The organism is Lysinibacillus sp. FN11 (assembly GCF_024628845.1).
GTDB lineage: Bacteria > Bacillota > Bacilli > Bacillales_A > Planococcaceae > Lysinibacillus > Lysinibacillus capsici.
This window is the reverse complement of sequence record NZ_CP102383.1, coordinates 3,563,681-3,585,788: the sequence shown is the minus strand read 5'-3', so window position 1 is coordinate 3,585,788 and position 22,108 is coordinate 3,563,681. Positions and strand designations below refer to the sequence as shown.

Genomic DNA, 22,108 nt, shown 5'->3' with positions numbered 1-22,108 from the left:
AATGAAAATCAATATCAAAACCTTTATAAAATAGCATTGTTTTGAGCTGTTTAATTGAAAATGGATTTCAATTACCATCTCTTTTATTTAGAATTATTATAACAAAGGAATTTATGAAAATAAAGTAGGAAGTTTGATGGAGATTTTTAAACAATTTGCAAAAGGATTGAAAAAAGCACAGTCTATTCACTAGGAATATTCTGTGCCTTACAAAATTGTGCAATAAAACGAGTTACTACTGCTATCTATTATTTAATTAGAAGACTCTTTCTGCATGCAAAGCAAGTTTTTCTAATGATGATTTATCCACATCTGCATGTAGTGAGTTACCATGTGAATCCATTGTCACAACTGCTGTAAATTTTTCAACATTTAAGTGCCACATAGCTTCAGGAATACCGAATTCCATTAAATCAACACCATCAACGCCTTTAATACAGTCCGCATAGTATTGTGCTGCTCCACCGATTGCATTCAAGTAAACGCCACCATGCTCATTAAGCGCTTTTAATGTTTTTGGTCCCATCCCACCTTTACCAATAACAGCACGGATACCGAATTTTTTCATGATATCGCCTTGATAAGGCTCCTCACGAATTGAAGTAGTTGGACCAGCTGCTTTCACTGTCCAATTGCCATCTTCATCCTTAGCCATTACAGGTCCACAGTGATAAATAACTTGTCCATTTAAATCAACTGGTGCATCGTGGCTCATTAAATGGTGGTGGATGGCGTCACGGCCAGTATACATACGACCAGTAATAGAAACGACATCACCAACTTTTAATGAACGAATTTGTTCTTCAGTAATTGGCGCAGTAAGTTCTACTACATCTGTAGTTGTATCTTCTGTTGTAGCAGCTACTTCATTCTCTTTGAAGGTAATTTTTTCACCTTCTTGATAGTGCCAATTCAAAATTTCGCCAGTTTGAGGATCGATGTCCACAGCCATACGACGGTAAGCCCAACAATTATATGCTACTGATACATAGAAAGAGGCAGGAATACGGTGCATTACGCCAATTTTACAGCCTAATAATGTTGCTTCACCACCGAAGCCCATTGTACCGATACCAAATGTGTTAGCCGTTTTAACCACATACTCTTCTAATTTAGCAAGATCTGCATTTGGATTTGTATCTTCAACATGGCGGAATAATTGCTCTTTTGCTAAATCATAGCCAGAAGAACGGTCTCCACCAATACCTACACCAATGAAACCAGCAGAACAGCCTTGACCTTGTGCTTGGTATACAGAGTGTAAAATACATTTACGAATACCATCTAAGTCACGCCCTGCACGACCAAGACCTTCTAATTCACATGGTAGACTGTATTGAATGTTTTTATTTTCACAGCCGCCACCTTTGAGAATTAACTTAATTGTAATGTAATCTTTTTCCCATTGTTCAAATTTCATTACTGGCAAACCATCACCAAGATTATTACCACTGTTTGCACCAGATAGTGAATCCACCGCATTAGGACGTAATTTTGCATCTGCAGTTGTATCATTGATTGCTTTTTTGATTGCAGCTTTAATTTCTAATTGATTTACGCCAACAGGAGTATAAATTTTGAAAGTTGGTAGCCCTGTATCCTGACAAATTGGTGACACGTTATCTTCTGCCATAATAATATTATTTGCGATTGTGTCTAAGCTCATTGCTGCACGAGTACCAGCATTTTCAGCTTCTTTTGCTTTTTTAATAGCACGACGTACATCCTTAGGTAAATTCGTAGATGTTTCAGTAATTAAATCGTAAAGACTCTTCTCCAAATTTTGTAGATTCATTGGTATTGCCCCCCATAGAAAAATTGATTATTTCCACGTTACATTATACTCTTTTCAACTAATGAAAAAAAGAGTCCTTATCTGAGACTGCTAAATTAAAGCATATTTTAATAATATAGAAGGAGAGTATTGATTTTGTAGAACATTTGTTCTAAAATAGAATAAATCCAATATTAGGAGGAACTTGCATGGCTGCTAAAACTTTACTTGAATTACCAGAAGCATTCGAGCAATATAGACCATTAATAGAAGGGACAATGAAGCCTGTTGTAATGGTTAATACGGAGATAAGTAAAACAACTTTATTTCAAAGTAAGTTTGCAGGAGATCCTTATTTCCCATTGGGTATGGAATATCCAAAAAATATGAAGGGACAACCGTTGAAGTTATTAGCTCAAATTAACTTTGCAGAGGTTCCTATGCATTTACCCAATTTCCCAGAAGAGGGAATATTGCAGTTTTATATTGATGGTTATGACGATGTTTTAGGAATGGATTTTGATAATGGACAAAATCAAGAAGGCTTTCGTGTAATATTTCATGAACAAGTTATGCAAGATGAAGCACAGCTTATTCAAGATTTTTCTTTTATCGAAATAGATGATGAGGAATTATATTTTCCTGTCGAGCGTGAAATGGCATTATCCTTTACTACAGGCGTTGAGCCGATGTCGATTGATGATTTTAGAAGCAATGACAAGTATGCTAGCATCTTAACAGCTTTGGAGGATGACGAAGCATTAGAAGACAGCTTCTATGATGCTATGACGGGTGATGGTCATAAAATTGGAGGGTATCCATTCTTTACGCAAGAGGATCCTCGAGCATATGGAGATTATAAAGATTCAATCATTATGCTGTTACAGATTGATAGTGTTGGCGACAATATTCTTTGGGGCGATTGTGGCGTTGGCAATTTCTTTATCACAGAGGAAGAGTTAATGAATAAAGATTTTAGCAGGGTTCTTTATAATTGGGATTGCCATTAAAAAACAAGCGAGCACACGATGCTCGCTTGTTTTTTATTCATTATTGTTCACGAGCTTGAAATTGCTCCATTTTGTCCTCTAATTCATCCATCATTTGGATTAAGCGATCAATATCTTCTAACTCAGCTGTTTCAGGATCAAGGGCATCTAATACTTCTAGAAACATCTCAAGACGCTCTTTTAAATAGGTTACTTGTTGCTCTTTATCAGTGATTGGCTTTGACATTCGTACACCTCATTTCATCCCTTTCATCGTAGCCGATTTGAGCTTAAATTTCAATGTTTAGGGAAACACCTAGGACTAAGAGATTAATTTTAAAAAAACAATAGACAGAATATTTACAATATTGAGGATGTATGTTAAAGTTGTTTTAAGATAAAGTAAAGGAGCTGATTGAAAAAAGTCATCTGTAACACTAACTCGAAAAGGAGGGAGTTTAAACAAGTAATCGGTAATATTCAAAAGCCGAAAATCGTGTTTATACAATTAAATGAGGATAAGTATTAGTTAAGCCTTAGCGTAGAATCACATGTGGTGAGCGCTAAGGCTTTTTGGTATGCTGTTCTTTGGAAGAATGACTAGATTGTGGAGGGAAAAATGACGTACTTCTCAGATTACAGCAAAAAAAGATTTACCATTTTAGTAATAATTGTATCCATATCAGGCTTTTCACAAGGGATGCTATTACCGCTTATTTCGATAATATTTGAACGTGATGGGGTATCCTCTGCATTGAATGGCTTGAATGCAACAGGCTTATACATAGGAACATTACTGATTTCACCATTTATCGAGCAGCCCTTACGCAGGTGGGGCTATAAACCGATTATTTTAATTGGTGGAGCACTAGTTTTTGCGTCTTTACTTGCATTTCCTCTATGGAAAAGTGTGACCTTCTGGTTTGTCCTTCGTTTATTAATTGGTGTAGGCGATCATGCCTTACATTATGCGACACAAACATGGATTACTAGTACAGCAGATCATAAAAGCTTAGGGAAGGGAATGGCCATCTATGGCTTATCATTTAGCATAGGTTTTGCTGTTGGACCACTTATGGTGAAGCTCATTGAAATTGCTGAAGCGCTACCGTTTATCGTATCTTCAATCATGTGCCTATTTGCATGGTCCTTTGTATTTCTCTTACAAAATGAAAAGCCTGAGCGTTTAACAGGTGACTTAAATGCCAGAGGATGGCAACGGTATAAACTGGCTATTTTATTTGGGTGGATTGCCTTTTTAGGCCCCTTTGTCTATGGTTTTCTGGAATCTTCACTAAATGCCTTGTTTCCTGTCTATGCATTACGCAAGGGCTTTGAAGTCGGCATGATTCCTATCATTTTATCTGTGTTTACATTTGGTGGTATTTTAACGCAAGTGCCGCTTGGTGCACTAGGAGATAAAGTAGGGAGAAGGAATATTTTGATGATTGGGTCATTTGGTGGCGCAATTATTTTCGCTATTGCAAGCTTTTTAGAGCATTCACAATTCGCTGTGGCTGTCGCATTTTTCTTAACGGGTACGCTGGTTGGCTCGATGTTTTCTTTAGGGATTACATTTATGGCTGATTTGACACCAAAGGAGCTACTGCCTACGGGGAATTTACTTTGCGGAATTGCTTTAAGTATTGGTAGCTTAACAGGGCCATTTTTAGGTGGGGTTTATTTAGAATATGTAAAAAATTATAGCTTCCTTTTACTTGTGGCAATGCTTTTGTTAGCCGTTGCAATCGTTTTACTTATATTTGGACGCCACAAGCATCAACACCCAATGATGGCTAAATAAAAAGAGCGGGGCTCATCTCCCGCTCAAAAAACAAAAAAACGCCCAGCAAATCCGTGCTGTTATGGCGTTTTTTGCGTAACAAGGATGTTCCGTCCAAGTTACATAGGTTTGGCACCTAGAAAATTATTATACAGACATGTTCTAATGAAAGCAATAAAAATTAAAATGGATATTTTTGGACATTATCTATCTTTCTATTTATAATAAAAGAACACTGGCTTAAAAAGGAGGTTTTTGTCATGACAGAAATGAAAAAACTATCTATCCACCGTGCTTTAACAGAATTAAAAATGCTGACTCTACGAATTGAAGCAGCAACAAATGAGGTTAGCGCAGTCGTAGCTAATCGAAAAAGCAATCGTAAAATTAATGGTGTAGACATTCCTGAATATGAAAAACAAATGCAAGCATCCTATGATAAAGTGGTAGGTTTAATTTCCTATCGAAATAAAATAAAGGCGCTAGTTGTGCAGTCCAATGCAAACACAAAGGTGATGGTAGGCAAAGAGGAAATGACTGTAGCGGAGGCAATTGAACGGAAACAATCTATTCAATACGAAAAAAATTTGCTAGAAGTTATACAACATCAGCATCGTTCAGCTATCAATTCGGTTGCCAAAGAAAATGATGCATTACCTGCAAAGCTGGAAACCTATTTAGTTAACATATTGGGCAATAAAGATAAACAATCACCAGAGGAAGTCAAATTACATACCGAAACATTTATGAAAAGAAATGAGTTTGAAATCATTGATCCCCTAAATGTTAAACAACAAATTGAGAAATTGAGCAATCGGATTGAAGAATTTGAATCAGAGGTTGACGCTGTCTTATCAGAGTCGAATGCCACAACCTTTATTGAAGTACAAGTTTAACAAGATTTGCATGTCCTAGCGAAAATGGAAAACGAAAAGTCGCTCGCGCTTCAAGGCATGTGTGCGAGTTAAAACGTAAAACATGCCTTACTCCAATGGTAACTTTCAACTAAACTGATTTGAAAGCTCAAAGGTAAAAGGTGAAAGTACAAAGCTTACGTTTGAAAGTTCTTTGGATAAAAGCTGAAAATTTAACATTTAATAATCATGTAAATCCTGGGTTATTGGTTAAGGTATCGACTTTTCTGGACCATCCATCATCCACCAGGCAGCTTGTGCTGTGCATTAGAAAAAGGACGTTTCTATAAGAAACGTCCTTTTTCATACTGATGTGTTTTTACAACATAGGTTTTAAGCTTTGATTAATAATATATTGTAAAATCACAGTTGGTAACGATTATTTTAATGTTTAATTTGACGATTATCAATCGATTCCTTGTTATCCCAAACGAATGTGGTAACAGAGAGACAGTCTTTCATAATATTTTTATAATTCTAAGATGCTATTAAAGTGACTGGAGAATTTGCATCACCTTACTAGGTTCTATACGTTTTTTATAGTCTGCCTCCACGCTAGCTAAACGGATGATTCCTTCTTTATCAATTACATAAGTAGCGGGTACGGGAAGTTCCCAAGAATGATCGCCATTAAATGTTTCGAGTGAAATATCGAGCGATCTGTAGATAGGATAGACATACTCAGGTAATTTAAATTTAAGCTTATATTTTTCAGCTGTTTTATTTTGCAAGTCACTTAAAACATGAAAATTTAATTCGTTCTTGTCTTGCACAGATGCAGAATAGTTTGAGGTTTGCGGGCTAACCGCAATCAATTGGCCTCCAATTGCCTTAATGTCCTCATTCATTCGCTGGTATGCTTTTAACTCAAGGTTACAAAATGGACACCATATACCGCGGTAAAATATAAGAACAACTGGACCTTTCAAAATTTCTTCAGACAATGTTATCTTTTGACCTGTAGAATTCACTAAAGTGAAGTCAGGCGCTTTGACGCCAGCTATTAAACCCCTACCCGAATCAGATATTCGTAAATCATGTATCGTTTTTTCGAATATATCTAGCACTTCCTTTGACAGCATCTCTTCCATATGTGTAGCTGCTATATCTAATTCTCGTTGCAATTTTTGAAATGGTGTGTTTTCCATTATCTCATCTCCATATCGTATATATTTTGTATATAGTTATACGATACATTTTTTTCTTGGAGGAAGATGTAATATTGTTTACAACTCATTTTAAAAATGTCTATGTTACTTGATACTATCCTGCATTTTTTCAGCCTATGAAATGTTTCTCTCCAAAAGCTTTTTTCGATGGATATAGATTGTTTTAAATCCTGTCTTAATGACTTCTTCTTTAACAAGCTCTTGTAAGACCCCAGTTACAGCTTCTCTGGTTGCACCAACTAAATTGGCGATTTCTTGATGTGAGAGAGGCAAATCTATTTTGTAATATTCATTATCGCCAGTAAGTCCAAACTGATCCGAGAGCTTAATAAGTGCATATAAAACTTTGTCATGTAGTTTCCCAAGAGCTAGATTTTGCGTTAATTGACTCATATCGATAATTCGATTACTTAGTACTTTTAATAATGTCATCATAAATTGAGGCCGCTGAATTAAAAAACCTTCAAATCTTTCCCTATTCATCAAACAAATGTGGCTTTCCACTATCGTTTCAATATAATTATCTCGAGTACCAAATGAAATGATATCCATTTCCCCAAATACATTACCTTCGTTAAGTATATCCGAAGTAAATTGCTTACCTTGAGCATTTACTTTATACAGGCGCAACTTCCCCTTTTTAACAAAGTAAAGTCCCTCCGAAAAAGTTTCCGGTGTTTGAATAAAAGTGTTTTTCGGAAAGGTTGTTATTAAAGTTAATTGTTCCATTTCTATTAAATCTTCCATCGAGAGCGAATTAAGCAGATTAAATTGTGATAAGTATTGAATGTTATCCATTTTTCCTCCTTAAAATTGCATGGGCCCAACAAGACTATAACATAATGTAAACACATTGAAATCAATCGTGAATCGGTGACATCACTCAATATTTTTTATTTTGTTCTTCAGATGTTTAGCTATTTTTTTTTAGACAATAAAACTTTAGAAAAGACTATCAAAAAAGAAAAAAGCGCAGTCTACAATATGCAGACTGCGCCTAATCAAGGTCACCAAAATTTACAAAGTAAATATCATTTTCGATGTTCAGTTTTAAGAACCATAGAGCAAACGCATTCCACCTGAATAGACTGTTTTTGCAACATAGGAATGCACAGTTTAAAATGCCCAATCTATGATAATATTATCGTTAGAAACGATTATTTTATTGATTAGTTTGGCGACTATCAATCGTTTCTGATCCGTCTCCTCGTTATCCCAATCAAATGTGGCTAACTGGGAGACCGTTTTTTTTATTTCTTTAAAATTCTTGGGCGTATTTTCGTTTTCTAATTCAGTTATATGCTGAGTTACTTTTTCTTTTTCCTCATTTAAAGTCTCGATTTTTTTACTCATTATTTCTATAGGAACTTTGTTTAAACTGTATAAATCAATTAACTTAGAAATTTGATTATCAATATTTTGAACTTCCCTTTTAAGTCTCTTTATTTTAATGGAAACATCACTTTTATCTCCAAGGCGATAATTTTCAACAAAGCTTATGTTGATTTTTTTAATTTCATCAATTATATGCTGTTCAAGTATATCTTTTTGCTCGTGTGACTTTTTGCAATTTTCATCTCTAATCATATGAATGCGTGTTTTTTGTCTAGAGTAGCAAGAGTAATATCGTACATTTTCACCGTTTTTGAGTTTTCCACCTGTTCTACCAAACAGACGAGCGCCACAGTGACCACAATATAAAAGTCCAGTAAGTAAGTATTTCTTTCGAGAAGGGTCAGAGGTGCTAGCACGTTTCTTCATTAAATTTTGGGCTTGTTCATATTGCTCAAGCGTAATAATGGGTTTGTGTTCACCTTCGTAGAAGTCGTTCTTGTGCTTGATTTTACCTGCATAAATAGGATTAGTTAGAATGTTACGGACGGTGGTTTCTGTGTTGGTGACACCAGGGTACTTTTTAAGCACAAGATGAAAAATTTTATTAGTTCCATTTCCTCGAAGGTACTCTTCATATATCGTTTTTACGCATTCAGCTTCGTATTCATTTATAACAAGTTTACCGTCTATATAATCATAACCTTTAACGGTTTTTGATTTACCGCCACCGCCATGCCATTTACCTTCTTTTGCACGTTCCTCTTTACCCATCATAGTACGTTCCCTTATTTGCTCACGCTCTAATTGAGCGAACACTGATAAAATACCAATCATAGCTCGTCCGAAAGGTGTTGATGTATCAAAAGATTCGTTCATGCTGACAAAATCAACGGAATTTTTTAAAAATACATCTTCTATTAAATACAATGTGTCTTTTTGAGATCTGCTTAATCTGTCGAGTTTATATACCAACACAAGGTCGGCAGCGCCTAACTCAACTTGTTTAATCATTTCTTGTAGAGCGGGGCGATTCATATTTGATCCTGAATAAGCTGGATCAATATAAGTTTTAACAACGGTATAATTTTTAGCTTTAGCGTATGCAAGTAAGCGTTCTTCTTGAGCACCTACTGAATAACCTTCTTTGGCTTGTTCTATAGTAGAAACTCTGATGTAAAGAAATACTCTGATTGATGCTTTATCATCCACGAAAATCCTCCTAGATAATAGAAAAGAGCGAGACGTATGAGCCTGCTCTTTTTTGTAATTAATTTTTAGCGCTAAATATTAATTATAAATCTTGTGTGAAACGTATTGCTTTACCAATGATTCGAGCTGGATTATCTGGGCTAATTACGTAAGGCTCGTGTTTAGGGTTATCAGGCATTAAAAAAACGGTTTCACCTTGCCTTTTTACCCTTTTAAGAGTTGCCTCTGTATCACCATTAACCAGTACAGCAGCGATTTCTCCATTTTCAACCTCTGGCTGTTCCCTTATTAAAACGTAAGAACCATTAGGAATGGTTGGCTCCATGCTATCCCCTTTAGCTTGTAAGTATATGAGTTTTCCACTAGGTAAATTGTCAGGCGATTCATATCTATAGCCCAGTAAATTTTCTTCTGCTGTGATTGGATCACCGCAAGCTATTTTGCCTAAAATAGGGATTTTTATGGTTGCAGGAGATATTTCTATCAAATTAGTTGGCCGATCTAAGGTGTTAACTTTTCTTTTGTCGTCCATAAGATCTCGCATAGTAATATTAAAATAGTCAGCTATTTTTTGTATTTTATCTATTCGAGGATATTTTTCACCTCGGGACCAATAAGATACTGAAGTTTCACTAACTCCTAAATGTTCTGCAAGAACCTTTTGGCTAACGTCACGACTGTTTAATAGTGCTTGTAAGTTATCTGCAAAAATTTCTCTTTGGGTTCGCAATATAGCACCTCCTTTCTATTAATATTATAAACTTTTAGTTATATTAGGTAAATACTTTTCTAACATTTTGTGAAAAAAATTAACTTTAAGTGTTGACTATTAACTTTAAGTTTATTATATTTGTGTTAATAGAATTGTGAGAGGAGTGAAAGTCAATGAAAAGATTTTCTTTAGCTGCACTTAGAGTCAATCGTAATATGACGCAACAAGATGTAGCAGATCGTCTTGGAGTATCTCGTCAAACAGTGGCACAATGGGAAAATAACTGTAATGCTAAGGAATTGGTTATTTATGCTTTAGCGAAGTTATACGATGTTGAATTAGACGAAATTCAAATTACTGCATAAATTTTTTTGACTGATAGTTAACTTTAAGTTAATTATCGGTCAGTACATAATCTAAGCGCTGTGGTACCGAGCCGATGACGGTATATGTATTCGAATTTATAGCTTATATGACGGTAGCAACGTTAAGAAATTTCTGGAAGGGGTGATGAAGGATGGATAGTGCTAAAAAAATTATTAATAGAGATAAAAACGGTAACGTCATCAAGGATTTATCCAAGGTGACGTTACCACAGGAACTAGAAATTAGTATTTTTAAAATTCTAAATCCTGATCTTCAAATTGAAGAAGTTAAATTTGTTTCCTAGTTTTTTGATAGAAAATTGGAGGTTAAAAATTATGAAACTACAACCAGCGAGTGAAATGGCAAAAATAGCAGAAAAGAATTACGAAAAATTTAAACAAAACATTTTGGAAAGCGAAGGGTTTGAATCCTTGATAAACAGTATTGAAGAAACTGCTAATGAAGGGTGTAAAACACTTATATACAATGTTGATCCTTTATGTGATCCACGTACTAAGGGTTTTCTTAAATCGCTATTAATTGAAGCGGGTTATGGAGTAATCTCCTTAGATCAACACGCTATGCAAATTACATGGTGAAAAAATTAAAGCAATGGAGGAAAGAGAATGTTGGAACAACTACAACACGCATACGAAAAATCATTACAAAACCTAGTATTTGTGGATTTTTTGAATAAAAAGGTAATTTCAACTGGTGGTCTTAGAGGGCTAGAAATCGAACTTGCAAAAGAAAAAGCTTGCCGTAAGGACTTGATAGCAGCGATTAATTACCACTTTAAAAATGGGGATTTTGATTTAGCAATAGAGTTGATTGATGCTCTGTCAGAAAGAGCCATTTACATCAAGCAATTAGAAGCTCAGGTTAAAGCGCACCGAAGAAACAAATTATCCGAGATTGCTAGTCGGTTCGAGAAGATTTCAGTGGTGAGTCGCAATGCAAACCCAAGTTGAAGACATAAAAAAACTGCTTAATCGCTCCAACGATTAAACAGCCATGTAAATCTTGAAAATTTGATCTCAATTACTAACTACTGGACATAGTTAGAAACCTTACAACCTTTGCCGTACTTATGAGAGGTACGGCTTTATTTGACTATTGCCAAACATGTTAATGCTAGTATAGCAACCCTCATGGTAATTAGTCAATTAGCGTCCTTGTAATAGATATTAGGTTTACGACGATGCCTTAAACATGACAAGGATAATAGATTATTAACAACATGGGGAGAGAGATTCGCATGAAGAGAAAACACAACATTAAGCATGTATTAGCAGCATATGAGGAATCGTTTGCGATAGAGAAAAAGGATAGTAGAGAAGAACATATTGAGAGTTTACGTGCCAATTCTTTAGCTGGGTATCGTGTGAAAACGATTAAGAGTGGAGAAATATTGGAAATTGAAGCTTACCCTTTTTGGGAAGTACCACAGGGTTTACGTAAAAAGAAAAGTGAGAGTAGCCAAGCACAAAAAAATCTGAATGATAAAAACACTAAGAAACATGTTACACGACTTATTAACACAAATTTCAGAAGTTATGTGGATATTTGGCTTACGTACACTTACCCACAAGGGAAAATGCCAGTAGATTTTGAACAAGCCAAAAAGGATATGACAAATCTTATCAGACGGATGAAAAATTGGCTTAAAAAGCAGGAGCAGTATAAAGATTTTAAATTGAAGTATATCTATGTGACAGAGCATACAAGAGACGGCAACAAGGTAAGGGCTCACCATCACATGGTTACAAATTTTCCTGATCGTGATGTTGCTGAAAAGTTGTGGAATTGTGGGGGACGTACTCAGTCAAGACGACTGCAAAGTGATGATTTTGGCTTTGAGGGAATGGCTCGTTATATCACAAAAGAGAAAGGTAGCAAAACGATGAAACGTTATACACCTTCTCGCAATCTAAAGCAACCAACTGTTACAGTGGCAGATAAAAAGCTGACTCGTAGACGTGCGGAAAAGATCGCTAAGGATGAAGTATCAGCACATGAAATTTTTGAAAAGTGGCACAAAGATTATCAATTCAAAGACATGCAAGTGAAGTTTTCCGATTTCGTTTCGGGGGCTTACTTGTACGTACGAATGAAGCGGATAGATAGCATAACTAAAGAAAGAAGGAAATTAGATGATGAAGACGATCAGCATAATTAATTTAAAGGGCGGAGTAGCAAAGACTATCTCTGCTATCAATATTGCTCACGCATTAGTAAAAGTGCATGGAAAAAAGGTACTGCTCATTGATAACGATAAGCAAGGGAATACTTCCAAGTTTTTTAATTTGCATAATTACGAGGATAAGAGTTTAGCAGACTTATTAACTGAGAGGGATTGCAATATCCACAGTGTTATTAAGAGTACATCATACGAAGGTTTAGACATCATTCCAGCTAATATGAATCTGCTACAAGCCAATAAAGAAATATTATTAGACGTTGCACGACCACAGCAAACACGACTTCGTAAAGCTTTGTCTCAGTTAAATGATGAATATGATTACTGCATTATCGACAATGCGCCTGACATCAATATGACAGTCATTAATGCACTTGTTGCTACAGACGATGTGTTAGTGCCTATCAAAGTGGACAAGTTTGCTTTCGATGGATTGGAGCAGCTATTGGATCAAATAGCTAATGTCCAAGAGTTTAACGAAAACATTGTATTTAAGGGCTGCTTCATTACTATGTATCAGCGAAATGGTGTAAATGTGCAAGGGAACGAATATTTGTCTTCATCCACAGATTATCCACTTTTCCACACTGTTGTTAGGAAAACAGTGAAAGTAGATGAAACAACATTTGTTGGAAGACCACTGCTAGATTACAAGAAATCAACTGCTGGACAGGACTATGAAAAATTGGTCAAAGAATACCTAGAAATGTGCTAGTTTCGGACACAAAAAACGGAGGGACGAACACATGAAATTTAATCTAAGCCAGCTAATGAGTGATAAGTCTAAGGAAGCGGTAGAGAAGGATGGACTAGCATTCAAAGTAGATTTCATCCCTATCGAAAAGTTAATTCCATCAGAAATGAATAAATACACTGTCCGTGATGTGGTGGAATTAAAAGCTAGCATTGAATTAATGGGCCTTCAACAAAACTTATTGGTTCGGGAGCGTAAGAACGATTTTGAAGTCATAAGTGGTCATCGAAGATTAAAAGCCATGCAAGAACTTTATGCAGAAGGTAATGAACAGTTTAATCGAATACCATGCAAGATTATGAAATCAATGGACGACATTCAAGCTGAACTACAACTCATTTTAGCAAATTCCACAGCAAGGGAATTAACTGATGCTGAAAAGACATATCAAGCTGCACGACTACAGGAGCTACTAAGCGATCTTAGAAAAAGTGGTATTCAATTCACTGGCCGTAAGCGTGACATTGTTGCTGAACTTATGAAAGTATCTCCATCACAGGTTGCACGTATGGACAGCATCAACAAAAAATTATCGCCAGAGCTAAAAGAAGAATTTAGCAAAGAAAATATTAATATCACGACTGCTTATGAATTATCAAGACTTCCAGAGGAACAGCAACAAGAAGCAGCACAGGAGTACAAAGAGGGAAAGTTGCTTACACCTTCCGTTGCAAAAGAAAAGAGACAGGAAGTCATAGAGTCTGAGCAAAAAGAAAAGCCAATGACACATGAATTAGACAGCTACATTGAACAGTTTGAAGACATTGTTAAAGGCTTGAAGACATTCATGTGTGGTTTTGACAATAGAAGCTTCCGAGTGGGCGACATTTTAAAAATAAATGAATTTGATCGTGATGAAATTCTGTACACAGGGAGATTTTGTGAAGTGAAGGTTATTTACTTACAAAAAGGTGGAGAAAACGGTCTTCCAGAAGATTTTGTCATTATGAGTATTAAGAAAATCAGATAGGGGTGACTTATTTGATGCAAATGCATGAAGAAATATCAATGTATATCTGTAACGAACCACTAGTTATTAACATATGCGATAACACCTCTATTACTGGAAAAGAAGCGGTAGTAAAAGGTGGCTCGAAGTGGCGTAGAGATGATAAGCAAAAGCGCGGTCTTAGTACCGTGCACTTGCTTAACTTGTCGGGCAGAGTGGATGAAGAAATTTTATGGCTTGAACTGGACGAACAAATTTTAGAAAAACATTTTCTGAAGATCTGCTAAACCAATATTGAAATTGCTTTTTAACATGCGAGGAGATGAAACGATATGAAAACACATTATTCAAGAAGTCACGCTAATAGAGGTGCAAAGCTAGAAATGCTGGTAGAAATGACAAATAACCAATATCGCAACGCTTGGTTAGCAGATATTAGAAAAGTGCCTACACCAGTAAAAATCCTAAAAACAGATGGAAATAAGGTATCAGGCCATCTTGATACAGCAACATGGGTTGACTATAACGGAATTTATGAAGGACATTCAATTATTTTTGATGCAAAGGAAACTAAGCTTAAACGATTCCCATTGAAAAACATCTCACCGCATCAATACCAGACGCTGAAATCATGGCATAGACACGGAGCTGTAGCATTTTTGTTAGTGGCATTTTGGTTAGAAGGTAAAAATGAGCCTGAAATTTATGTGTTGCGTTTCGAGCAATTGGCAGAAGCGTATGAAAATCAGGAAACTGGACGAGGTTCAAAGTCCATTTCGCTAGACTTCTTTAGAGAAAATTGCAAACGTGTGAAATCAGGAAATGGGTACGTAGTCGATTATTTAGCTGCACTCAACATAGAAGCAAAAGTTAAGAAAGGATGATTACTATGGGAAAAGCAAAAATAGGTGACGTCATTGAATGGGAAGAGCAAAAAACTAACGTAACTCGCATGGGTATTGTGCGCAAGGTGTTAAGTAATTCAGTCATTGTTGATATTGATGGCACGTATGACGCCACTGTAGTTTCACATAAGCGCTACAAAATAAAAAGTGAAGCGTAAGGAGTGTTAGGTGATGGTGGTTTCTCAACTGAGCATCTTCGATTGTGACATAAATATCCAGAGCAATGATTCTGTTTTTCGGCAACTCTTAAATTTGCAAGATGGACAATCATTTCAACTACAAGATTTGGAGATTATTCGCGATTCAAAATTTTTCGTTGTCAAAAAAACAACAGAATTTGAAGAATTGTTTCATGACATACATTTTTGCTACAGATTTATAAATAGCAATCTATCGAAAAACCAAGAAGCGGATAGGAAATAAAGGAGGGGCAGCATGTTAGAGAACATCAAAAAGAAAATGGTCAAGACTCGTAAAGAACATGAATGCTTTGCTTGTTTAGGGGTAATCAAAAAAAGCGAAAATGCCGTCTACGTAACAGCAAAACAAGATGAAAAACACACTCGATTCCATTTGCATCAAGATTGTAATATAGCGATTAATAAAAATCAGTTGGTTATTTCTCACGGCTGCATTAAAAATATGCCAGTGACAGAGGGCTTGCAATCAATGAGTGAAAAGGTTTGCTGGACTTGTGGTCATTATGCTTTTGGTTGCTTTGTAACAGGCGAATACAACAATACAGTTCAAGTAGATGGCTCATGTGATAAATGGTGTCCAGAAGGAACGCAGGGTACTGTCACAGACTATGGTTATGATGATGGAAAGAATGAAGAGTGGTTAAAAGATGATATGTCTAATCTTTAATCTATCAATTTTGTTCGGGAGAAAGGGGAAAGGTTATGAAAATTGAGGTTGATGGTCAATTTAAAAAGTTTTGGTTAGCTTATCCGCAACAATGGGTGCCGTTTTATGGACATGAAATAAAAATTGGAAAATACAGCTTTTGTGCTGGTGGAACTGAGCGAGGAATTGTCGTTTCTGAAACTTCAACAGGAAGTAGAGTAATAACACTGCCGCACAATTTTCTCACTCATATTATGGCTGCTACTAGGGAAGGTACACTAGATTACTATGAAACTTTTGTTGCTCCAATGCTAGTGAATGCAATTAAAAGAAATGACTTAGATAAGATGTTAGTAGAAATGAAAGAAAAAATCGCTACTTTCGGAATTGGTGAAATGCCACCAATCGAAATTGCAGATGACAGCATTATTAGAGAGCCGATTAGTGATGTTCTTAATTGAAAGAAAATGTGTAGAAGGGATGAAGAAGTATGGCTGAAAAATTTGAGTCATTAGGATTTACAGCAACTGTAACTAATCAAAAATTGAAAGTTGAAATTCCAATATCTAATTTGGTTAAGGGCTTTGAAGCAAGCCCTAACAATTTTGATGAAGTAAAGGTGAAACGCGGTCATAGACAAGCTTTTGCTAAATACTTGGCCCAACATTTGGTGGATGGCAGCAATCCTGATACTGGAGAAAGTCCAATGATGGAAGTTATTGAACAAGTATTTGAAGAAATATTCGAAGGTGCAGAAGATTTTGTTAAGTATCCAGAAGAGGATGATGAATAATCGAAAGATATTGCACAGGAAGGTGATTAGATTGAAAAGATTGGGTTTAAAAGACACCTGTATAGGCTGCGGTGCGAAAGCTACTGATCCTGAATGTGATTGCGATTGGGCTACTTGTTCTAGTTGTGGTTATTGGGATTGTTGGGTTAGAGAAGATGGTACGTATCATTGTAATCATTGTGATTTTGAATCTGATCATAGAAGAAGAATGTGTGAATCGTTTTAGAAATCTATTGCGAAATAAGGTGAATCTAATATGGCAAGATACCTTGTTTATCAAAGTTATATGAAACCTTCGAAAATAAGAGGTGAATTACCTGATGTCATAAATGAATATATCGCTAATGATTCTGACATCAGTTGGCATTATACATTCACAAAGAATATTGAAAATGCCTATTTCTTTAATGATTTCGAGATTGATTTAGCTAAAGAAATTGCAGAACTTTGGAACATGAAATTAAAGCAGTTAGAGGTGTAATTGAAAGATATTGTGCAGTAAAAGAAACTAATTTTTGAGTAAATGAGGTGAGTTTATCAATGAAAGAATCAGACTTATTTGAACCATTAAAACAGTTTTTATCTAATGAAATGAATTGTGAAAAAGTGTTTGCTGAGGTAGTAGATTTAGATGTAGTCGGCAAGCATGGAAATGTGTACATTGGCATTGAAATGAAAACGACACTTAATTTTAAAGTAATTGAACAAGCAGAAAGACGTAAACATTTAGTCGATTATATGTTCATTTTAGTTCCAAAGCCGAAACACTATCACGCTCAATTAATCCTAGATTGGTTGAAGCACTTAGAAATAGGTTTAATTTATTTCGATGAAAAAGCGTACCGCAACAAAGTATCTATTTATTTTTGGGGCAAGCGTCAGCGAAGTGCTAAACGGTTTAAAATTGCTGATTATATCGATGAAGAACTAGACGTTTTAAATGTTGGTGGTGTTAAAGGTGGCGAATCAATTACACCATATAAAAACACTATAGACAAAATAAAACATGCATTATACATGAATAAAGACGGTTTAACGATTGAAGAAGTACTTTTAAAGGTGCAAACGCATTATGCAGCACCAAAGCCGTCAGTGGTAGCAACCTTACAAGCAAAGTGGAATCAAAAGTGGTGTGAGGTTTTCGTAAAGGATAACGAACGTTATTTCAAAATGAAAGAAGATTATCGTGAGGAATATTGGAATGAATATATTGGATTATCGCGAGAGATACGAGCCTTGCGTAAGGCATAAATACTTCAAATTATTAAACAATCACAACAGAAAGATATTGTGCAATACAGGGAGGGGTTATAAAAGTGAAAGAAAATCAATTAACATTTGGGGCAGTTGCCATTATCGAGTTTATCAGTGGTCAATTTGATGATGAGGTAACTCACCTCGTAGATATACATTCAGGTTATGAACTTTTTGAAAAACTACAACTTTTTTATGAAGAAAAATACGAAGAATTGTTTGGTTTCCCTGTTTTTGATGTGAGAATTAATGGCATTGAATATCATACAGAACAAAAAGGGGTTGAATTTTCATTAAAAATTGGAACGGATGACGCTGCTAAAGGGGTAATCACGTTCCATAAGCAAACATTGCAAGATGAAAACGCTAAAAAAATAGCGATGATTCGAGAACTAATTGATTACGATCCAGAAGCAGAATATAGCTTATTGCGAGAAACATTCGGAAAATAATTACTGCACAATATGAGGATTTGATAAAGAAATAAGGTAGGTGTTGTACATGTACGAATGGTTGAAAGATTATCAAAGGTTAGAAGATGAAATTACCTATCTTGACCATAATTTAATTCGTTCTAAAAATGAATTGAAGCGGTGGGTACATGGAGATTTAGCAAAATATAAATTAACGCCAGAATCTCATGGAGCAAAATTAGAGGAATTAATTGAAGTAATTGAATATGAACTCGCACACAAAATGAATGACTTATACAATATGCAGAAGATCATGAAAGCATTCAAAGGACTTGAAAGTAATATCATTTATAAAAAGTATGTTGAAGGAAAAACTCTTGAAAGAATTGCAGTTGAAATTGGCTATAGTGCTAGTTATATAAAAAAACGCCACGCAGAAGTAATGAGGGCTGTGAAGGTGGTAAAAGAATACAGTTCACTTTAAAGGTGTCATAAAAGAACACTCTCCTAAAGTGCTGAAATTATTGGAAATCCGTTATATTATGGTAATGTAAAGTAACAAGGTTTGCTTTGCGATGTAGTCTTCCTATCGACATGAAAAGTCCTGTTTAACAGGCAACAACTTAATAGACGTTTGCTGGGCGTCAACACTACAAAGTCACATCTTACAAGGTGTGACTTTTTTAATTGAACAAAACACAAACGTGTGTTCCTGTTTTGTGCTATACTAAATCCATTAAAGTAAGCATGATGGAGGGATAGCGGATGATAGTAAATCAGATGGACAAATATGAATTAACCAATTTTATGAAAGAAGTAAAAGAATACATTACTAAACAAGGTGTATACTTTTCTCATTTAACCAAAGATGATTTTGAAGAAATACTAAATCCACCAACTGATAAAGATGGTTATGTACAGAAGTATTATTTGTCAGAGAGTACAAAAGTTCTTGTTGAAATGGTATCAGAATTAATTAGAAGAAAGTCACGCTCATCATGAGTTGTGGCTTTTTATTATGCTGTAAAAGGAGAGGATGAAAAATGTTTGAGCAGATAGAACAAAGTATTTCAAGATTGACAGCAGTCTTTTCTGCAGAACAGTTAGCAGGATTACTTATCGGTACGTTGGCAAGTGTTGCTGAATATAAAGGTGATGACAAAGAAAGATTCGTGAATGAATGGATTGAATCAACTATTAATGAACTGTCAAAACGATTAGATGAGGATGAGTAATGTTAGATCATACAGATGAAGCCAAACGTTTCTATAACTCAACAGCTTGGCGAAAGTGTCGCAAGTCTTACTACCAAAGTAAGCACGGTTTGTGTGAACGATGTCAGTCACCAGGTAAGATTGTCCATCATAAAACTTATATCGGTTCGCACAATATCAATGATCCAACTGTGACGTTGAATCATAGCAATCTAGAACTGCTTTGTCACGATTGTCACAACAGAGAACACTTTGAAAAGTATTCTCCAGTGGGGGAAGGACTAGGATTTGATGAAAATGGAAATTTAATAGAATTACCCAATGATAGATAGCCCCCCTATCAACAATTGAGAACGGGGCGAGAATACACCGGCTGCATAGGTTCAAAGAATACACAGGTCATTTCCACGTGAGGGGGGTACTAAAATCTCATGGCAAAAATATCTAAAAAACGGCAAGATGAACTGATTAGTAGTGAAATAGAGAGATTAGAAGGGATTATCGCTGTTTTATCAGAAGAAAAGCAAAAGGTTGCTCATGAATTAATTAAGCGTATAGCTTTCATGACAATTACGTTGGAGATATTAGAGGATAGTATTAAAACAAAAGGGCCGACCTACCTTTTTAAGAATGGAACCCAACAAATGATTGTGGAGAATCCAGCGCAAAAATCCTACAACAATATGATCAATCGGTACACCACTGCTTACGATAAATTAATCAATTTATTACCGAAAGAGGATAATGGTATTCAAGGTGAAAAGGATGATGGATTTGAGGAATTTGTAAATGAAAGACCAGAATGACAAGAAAAAAATACGGTATCCTCTTTCATATAATCCGATCATTGAATATTACGAGAAAATACAAAATGGTGAAATAACAGTAAGTGCAAAGGTAAAACGTATCTATAGACATCTTATTGAGGATGTAATCTATAATCCTAAAAGTGAGTGGGAATATAGCCCAGGACATGCAAATCATGCACTAGAGTTTATAGAGAACTACTGTAAACATTCTAAAGGGAAATGGGCAGGCTCACCAGTAATTTTAGAGCTGTGGCAAAAGGCATTTGTTACAGCAACTTTTGGGTTTATTCATAAGACAGAAAGAACTAGAAAACATCGTGAAATCCTATTGGTAGTTGCTCGTAAAAACGGGAAGTCAACACTCTCATCTGCTATATGTTTGTATTTGCAAATTGCAGATAAAGAGGGTGGAGCAGAGATTTATGCAGTAGCAACAAAAGAGTCACAAGCAAAAATCGTATGGTCTGAATCTAAACGAATGGTAAAAAAATCTCCAGCATTATTAAAACGGATTAAACCTTTAGTAAAAGAGTTGGTTGCTGATTTTAATGATTCTACATTCAAACCAGTTGGTTCCGATTCGGATACATTGGATGGTTTGAACGTCCATGGGGCTTCTTTGGATGAAATTCATGCATGGAAAGATAAAAATCTTTACGACGTCATTGTAGATGGTACAACTTCGCGAGAACAACCGTTAATATTGATGATCACAACTGCTGGAACAATTCGTGAAGCGGTTTATGATATGAAATATGAAGAAGCAGAAATGCTATTAAACGGTTTGGATGATGAAGATGGCTATAAAGATGAAAGATTTCTTCCAATCATTTATGAACTTGATAATCGTAAAGAGTGGACGGATGAAGCTAACTGGAAAAAAGCAAACCCAGGGCTAGGGACGATAAAAAAAGTTGACCAATTACAAACAAAAGTAAATAAAGCTAAAGCCAATCCGATGCTTGTTAAAAATTTACTAACGAAAGATTTTAATATTCGCGAGACAGGTATTGAAGCTTGGCTTACTTTTGATGAAGCTAACAATACGGAAACATTCGATTTAGAAAAATTGAAACCTAGATATGCTATTGGAGGTGCAGATTTATCTGAAACAGTCGACTTAACAGCTGCTTGTATAATGTTTAAAGTGCCTAACGATAACACTATTTATGTTAAACATATGTATTGGTTGCCTGAAGACTTATTAGAACAACGTTCAAATGAAGATAAAATTCCGTACAATTTATGGCATGAACGTGGTTTATTAAGGACAACTCCAGGTAATACAGTTCATCATAAGTATGTTACAGAGTGGTTCGTAGAAATGATGCAAGAATATGATGTGTACATTCCTTGGAATGGCTATGATAGATGGTCTGCAAAGTATTGGGTTGAAGAAATGCAAAATTATTTTGGTAAAGAGTCTATGATACCTATCGCACAAGGGAAACAAACGTTATCTAGTCCAATGAAATTGTTAAAAGCGGAGTTAGCAAAGAATCGTATTAATTATGGTAATAATCCGATTACAAAATGGTGTCTCACTAATACTTCAATTAGTATTGATGAGAAGAACAATACAATTCAACCAGTGAAAGGTACAAATCAGCGGAGGCGTATTGATGGATTAGCAGCTATGTTAAATGCTTTTGTTGTCTTTAATGATAAACAAAGCGAATACGATAATATGATTTAAAAGGCGGTGAACAATTAAATGGGT

31 protein-coding genes are annotated in these 22,108 nt (G+C 35.5%); 25 read left to right on the top strand and 6 right to left on the bottom strand.

Going from position 1 to position 22,108, the window contains the following annotated elements; all coding sequences use genetic code 11:
- Nucleotides 1-256 precede the first annotated feature (256 nt).
- The gene (locus NP781_RS19025) at nucleotides 257-1,795 is read right to left on the bottom strand and encodes a fumarate hydratase (protein WP_221682826.1); all 1,539 of its coding nucleotides are present in this window, start codon (nucleotides 1,793-1,795) and stop codon (nucleotides 257-259) included.
- 188 nt (nucleotides 1,796-1,983) lie between these two features.
- Here NP781_RS19025 and NP781_RS19020 point away from each other — a divergent pair, with 188 nt between their 5' ends.
- The gene (locus NP781_RS19020) at nucleotides 1,984-2,784 is read left to right on the top strand and encodes a YwqG family protein (RefSeq protein ID WP_257520603.1); all 801 of its coding nucleotides are present in this window, start codon (nucleotides 1,984-1,986) and stop codon (nucleotides 2,782-2,784) included.
- A gap of 40 nt (nucleotides 2,785-2,824) precedes the next feature.
- On the opposite strand, the gene NP781_RS19015 is transcribed toward NP781_RS19020, so the two are convergent.
- On the bottom strand, nucleotides 2,825-3,010 hold the full coding sequence (locus NP781_RS19015) for an SE1561 family protein (protein ID WP_257520602.1): 186 nt from the start codon (nucleotides 3,008-3,010) through the stop codon (nucleotides 2,825-2,827).
- Between the two features lie 372 nt (nucleotides 3,011-3,382).
- Here NP781_RS19015 and NP781_RS19010 point away from each other — a divergent pair, with 372 nt between their 5' ends.
- Both NP781_RS19010 and NP781_RS19005 read left to right on the top strand, forming a co-directional pair.
- Complete coding sequence (locus NP781_RS19010; RefSeq protein ID WP_257520601.1) at nucleotides 3,383-4,567, top strand: MFS transporter; 1,185 nt, start codon at nucleotides 3,383-3,385, stop codon at nucleotides 4,565-4,567.
- A gap of 239 nt (nucleotides 4,568-4,806) precedes the next feature.
- Nucleotides 4,807-5,442, top strand: coding sequence for a hypothetical protein (locus tag NP781_RS19005; RefSeq protein WP_257520600.1), 636 nt, complete (start codon nucleotides 4,807-4,809; stop codon nucleotides 5,440-5,442).
- A 506-nt stretch (nucleotides 5,443-5,948) separates the two neighbouring features.
- Here NP781_RS19005 and NP781_RS19000 read toward each other — a convergent pair.
- From NP781_RS19000 to NP781_RS18985, 4 genes are all read right to left on the bottom strand, one after another.
- Entirely contained in the window at nucleotides 5,949-6,608 is a 660-nt protein-coding gene (locus tag NP781_RS19000) for a peroxiredoxin-like family protein (protein ID WP_257520599.1), read from the bottom strand.
- A 135-nt stretch (nucleotides 6,609-6,743) separates the two neighbouring features.
- Nucleotides 6,744-7,427: a Crp/Fnr family transcriptional regulator gene (locus tag NP781_RS18995; protein ID WP_221682831.1), complete on the bottom strand. Its 684-nt coding sequence runs from the start codon at nucleotides 7,425-7,427 to the stop codon at nucleotides 6,744-6,746.
- A gap of 318 nt (nucleotides 7,428-7,745) precedes the next feature.
- Nucleotides 7,746-9,173: a recombinase family protein gene (locus NP781_RS18990; protein WP_257520598.1), complete on the bottom strand. Its 1,428-nt coding sequence runs from the start codon at nucleotides 9,171-9,173 to the stop codon at nucleotides 7,746-7,748.
- Between the two features lie 82 nt (nucleotides 9,174-9,255).
- The gene (locus NP781_RS18985) at nucleotides 9,256-9,906 is read right to left on the bottom strand and encodes a LexA family protein (RefSeq protein WP_257522554.1); all 651 of its coding nucleotides are present in this window, start codon (nucleotides 9,904-9,906) and stop codon (nucleotides 9,256-9,258) included.
- A gap of 152 nt (nucleotides 9,907-10,058) precedes the next feature.
- On the opposite strand from NP781_RS18985, the gene NP781_RS18980 reads away from it, so the two are divergent.
- The 22 genes from NP781_RS18980 to NP781_RS18875 all read left to right on the top strand — a co-directional run bounded on the left by NP781_RS18980 (nucleotide 10,059) and on the right by NP781_RS18875 (nucleotide 22,084).
- Nucleotides 10,059-10,250 carry a helix-turn-helix transcriptional regulator gene (locus NP781_RS18980; RefSeq protein WP_257520597.1) on the top strand — a complete coding sequence of 64 codons (192 nt, stop codon included), beginning with the start codon at nucleotides 10,059-10,061 and terminating at the stop codon, nucleotides 10,248-10,250.
- Between the two features lie 152 nt (nucleotides 10,251-10,402).
- Nucleotides 10,403-10,555: a hypothetical protein gene (locus tag NP781_RS18975; protein WP_257520596.1), complete on the top strand. Its 153-nt coding sequence runs from the start codon at nucleotides 10,403-10,405 to the stop codon at nucleotides 10,553-10,555.
- A gap of 31 nt (nucleotides 10,556-10,586) precedes the next feature.
- Entirely contained in the window at nucleotides 10,587-10,850 is a 264-nt protein-coding gene (locus NP781_RS18970) for a hypothetical protein (RefSeq protein ID WP_257520595.1), read from the top strand.
- 27 nt (nucleotides 10,851-10,877) lie between these two features.
- Complete coding sequence (locus NP781_RS18965; protein WP_257520594.1) at nucleotides 10,878-11,222, top strand: hypothetical protein; 345 nt, start codon at nucleotides 10,878-10,880, stop codon at nucleotides 11,220-11,222.
- A 287-nt stretch (nucleotides 11,223-11,509) separates the two neighbouring features.
- The gene (locus tag NP781_RS18960) at nucleotides 11,510-12,430 is read left to right on the top strand and encodes a rolling circle replication-associated protein (protein ID WP_257520593.1); all 921 of its coding nucleotides are present in this window, start codon (nucleotides 11,510-11,512) and stop codon (nucleotides 12,428-12,430) included.
- A complete protein-coding gene (locus NP781_RS18955; RefSeq protein WP_257520592.1) occupies nucleotides 12,405-13,166 on the top strand; it encodes a ParA family protein in 762 nt (253 codons plus the stop codon). Before NP781_RS18960 ends, NP781_RS18955 begins: the two co-directional genes overlap by 26 nt.
- A 31-nt stretch (nucleotides 13,167-13,197) precedes the next feature.
- Nucleotides 13,198-14,175 (top strand): ParB/RepB/Spo0J family partition protein, encoded by a 978-nt coding sequence (locus NP781_RS18950; protein WP_257520591.1) that lies wholly within the window; start codon nucleotides 13,198-13,200, stop codon nucleotides 14,173-14,175.
- A gap of 14 nt (nucleotides 14,176-14,189) precedes the next feature.
- Nucleotides 14,190-14,441, top strand: coding sequence for a hypothetical protein (locus NP781_RS18945; RefSeq protein ID WP_257520590.1), 252 nt, complete (start codon nucleotides 14,190-14,192; stop codon nucleotides 14,439-14,441).
- Nucleotides 14,442-14,486: 45 nt separating this feature from the next.
- Nucleotides 14,487-15,038: a Holliday junction resolvase RecU gene (locus NP781_RS18940; RefSeq protein WP_257520589.1), complete on the top strand. Its 552-nt coding sequence runs from the start codon at nucleotides 14,487-14,489 to the stop codon at nucleotides 15,036-15,038.
- A gap of 5 nt (nucleotides 15,039-15,043) precedes the next feature.
- The gene (locus NP781_RS18935; protein WP_257520588.1) at nucleotides 15,044-15,217 is read left to right on the top strand and encodes a YkvS family protein; all 174 of its coding nucleotides are present in this window, start codon (nucleotides 15,044-15,046) and stop codon (nucleotides 15,215-15,217) included.
- Nucleotides 15,218-15,494: 277 nt separating this feature from the next.
- Complete coding sequence (locus NP781_RS18930) at nucleotides 15,495-15,926, top strand: hypothetical protein (RefSeq protein WP_257520587.1); 432 nt, start codon at nucleotides 15,495-15,497, stop codon at nucleotides 15,924-15,926.
- A gap of 35 nt (nucleotides 15,927-15,961) precedes the next feature.
- The gene (locus NP781_RS18925; protein WP_257520586.1) at nucleotides 15,962-16,366 is read left to right on the top strand and encodes a hypothetical protein; all 405 of its coding nucleotides are present in this window, start codon (nucleotides 15,962-15,964) and stop codon (nucleotides 16,364-16,366) included.
- A gap of 29 nt (nucleotides 16,367-16,395) precedes the next feature.
- Nucleotides 16,396-16,698, top strand: a complete 303-nt coding sequence (locus NP781_RS18920) for a hypothetical protein (protein WP_257520585.1) — start codon at nucleotides 16,396-16,398, stop codon at nucleotides 16,696-16,698.
- Between the two features lie 256 nt (nucleotides 16,699-16,954).
- Complete coding sequence (locus NP781_RS18915; protein ID WP_257520584.1) at nucleotides 16,955-17,179, top strand: hypothetical protein; 225 nt, start codon at nucleotides 16,955-16,957, stop codon at nucleotides 17,177-17,179.
- Between the two features lie 59 nt (nucleotides 17,180-17,238).
- On the top strand, nucleotides 17,239-17,949 hold the full coding sequence (locus NP781_RS18910; protein ID WP_131521416.1) for a hypothetical protein: 711 nt from the start codon (nucleotides 17,239-17,241) through the stop codon (nucleotides 17,947-17,949).
- A gap of 65 nt (nucleotides 17,950-18,014) precedes the next feature.
- Complete coding sequence (locus NP781_RS18905) at nucleotides 18,015-18,404, top strand: hypothetical protein (protein WP_257520583.1); 390 nt, start codon at nucleotides 18,015-18,017, stop codon at nucleotides 18,402-18,404.
- A gap of 49 nt (nucleotides 18,405-18,453) precedes the next feature.
- On the top strand, nucleotides 18,454-18,849 hold the full coding sequence (locus NP781_RS18900) for a hypothetical protein (protein WP_257520582.1): 396 nt from the start codon (nucleotides 18,454-18,456) through the stop codon (nucleotides 18,847-18,849).
- A gap of 281 nt (nucleotides 18,850-19,130) precedes the next feature.
- Nucleotides 19,131-19,367: a hypothetical protein gene (locus tag NP781_RS18895; RefSeq protein WP_257520581.1), complete on the top strand. Its 237-nt coding sequence runs from the start codon at nucleotides 19,131-19,133 to the stop codon at nucleotides 19,365-19,367.
- Nucleotides 19,368-19,408: 41 nt separating this feature from the next.
- Entirely contained in the window at nucleotides 19,409-19,600 is a 192-nt protein-coding gene (locus tag NP781_RS18890) for a hypothetical protein (RefSeq protein WP_257520580.1), read from the top strand.
- Entirely contained in the window at nucleotides 19,600-19,911 is a 312-nt protein-coding gene (locus tag NP781_RS18885) for an HNH endonuclease (protein WP_257520579.1), read from the top strand. The genes NP781_RS18890 and NP781_RS18885 overlap by 1 nt, the downstream gene beginning before the upstream one ends.
- Before the next feature lie 99 nt (nucleotides 19,912-20,010).
- On the top strand, nucleotides 20,011-20,385 hold the full coding sequence (locus NP781_RS18880; protein ID WP_257520578.1) for a hypothetical protein: 375 nt from the start codon (nucleotides 20,011-20,013) through the stop codon (nucleotides 20,383-20,385).
- Nucleotides 20,369-22,084, top strand: coding sequence for a terminase large subunit (locus NP781_RS18875; RefSeq protein ID WP_257520577.1), 1,716 nt, complete (start codon nucleotides 20,369-20,371; stop codon nucleotides 22,082-22,084). The genes NP781_RS18880 and NP781_RS18875 overlap by 17 nt, the downstream gene beginning before the upstream one ends.
- Nucleotides 22,085-22,108 lie beyond the last annotated feature (24 nt).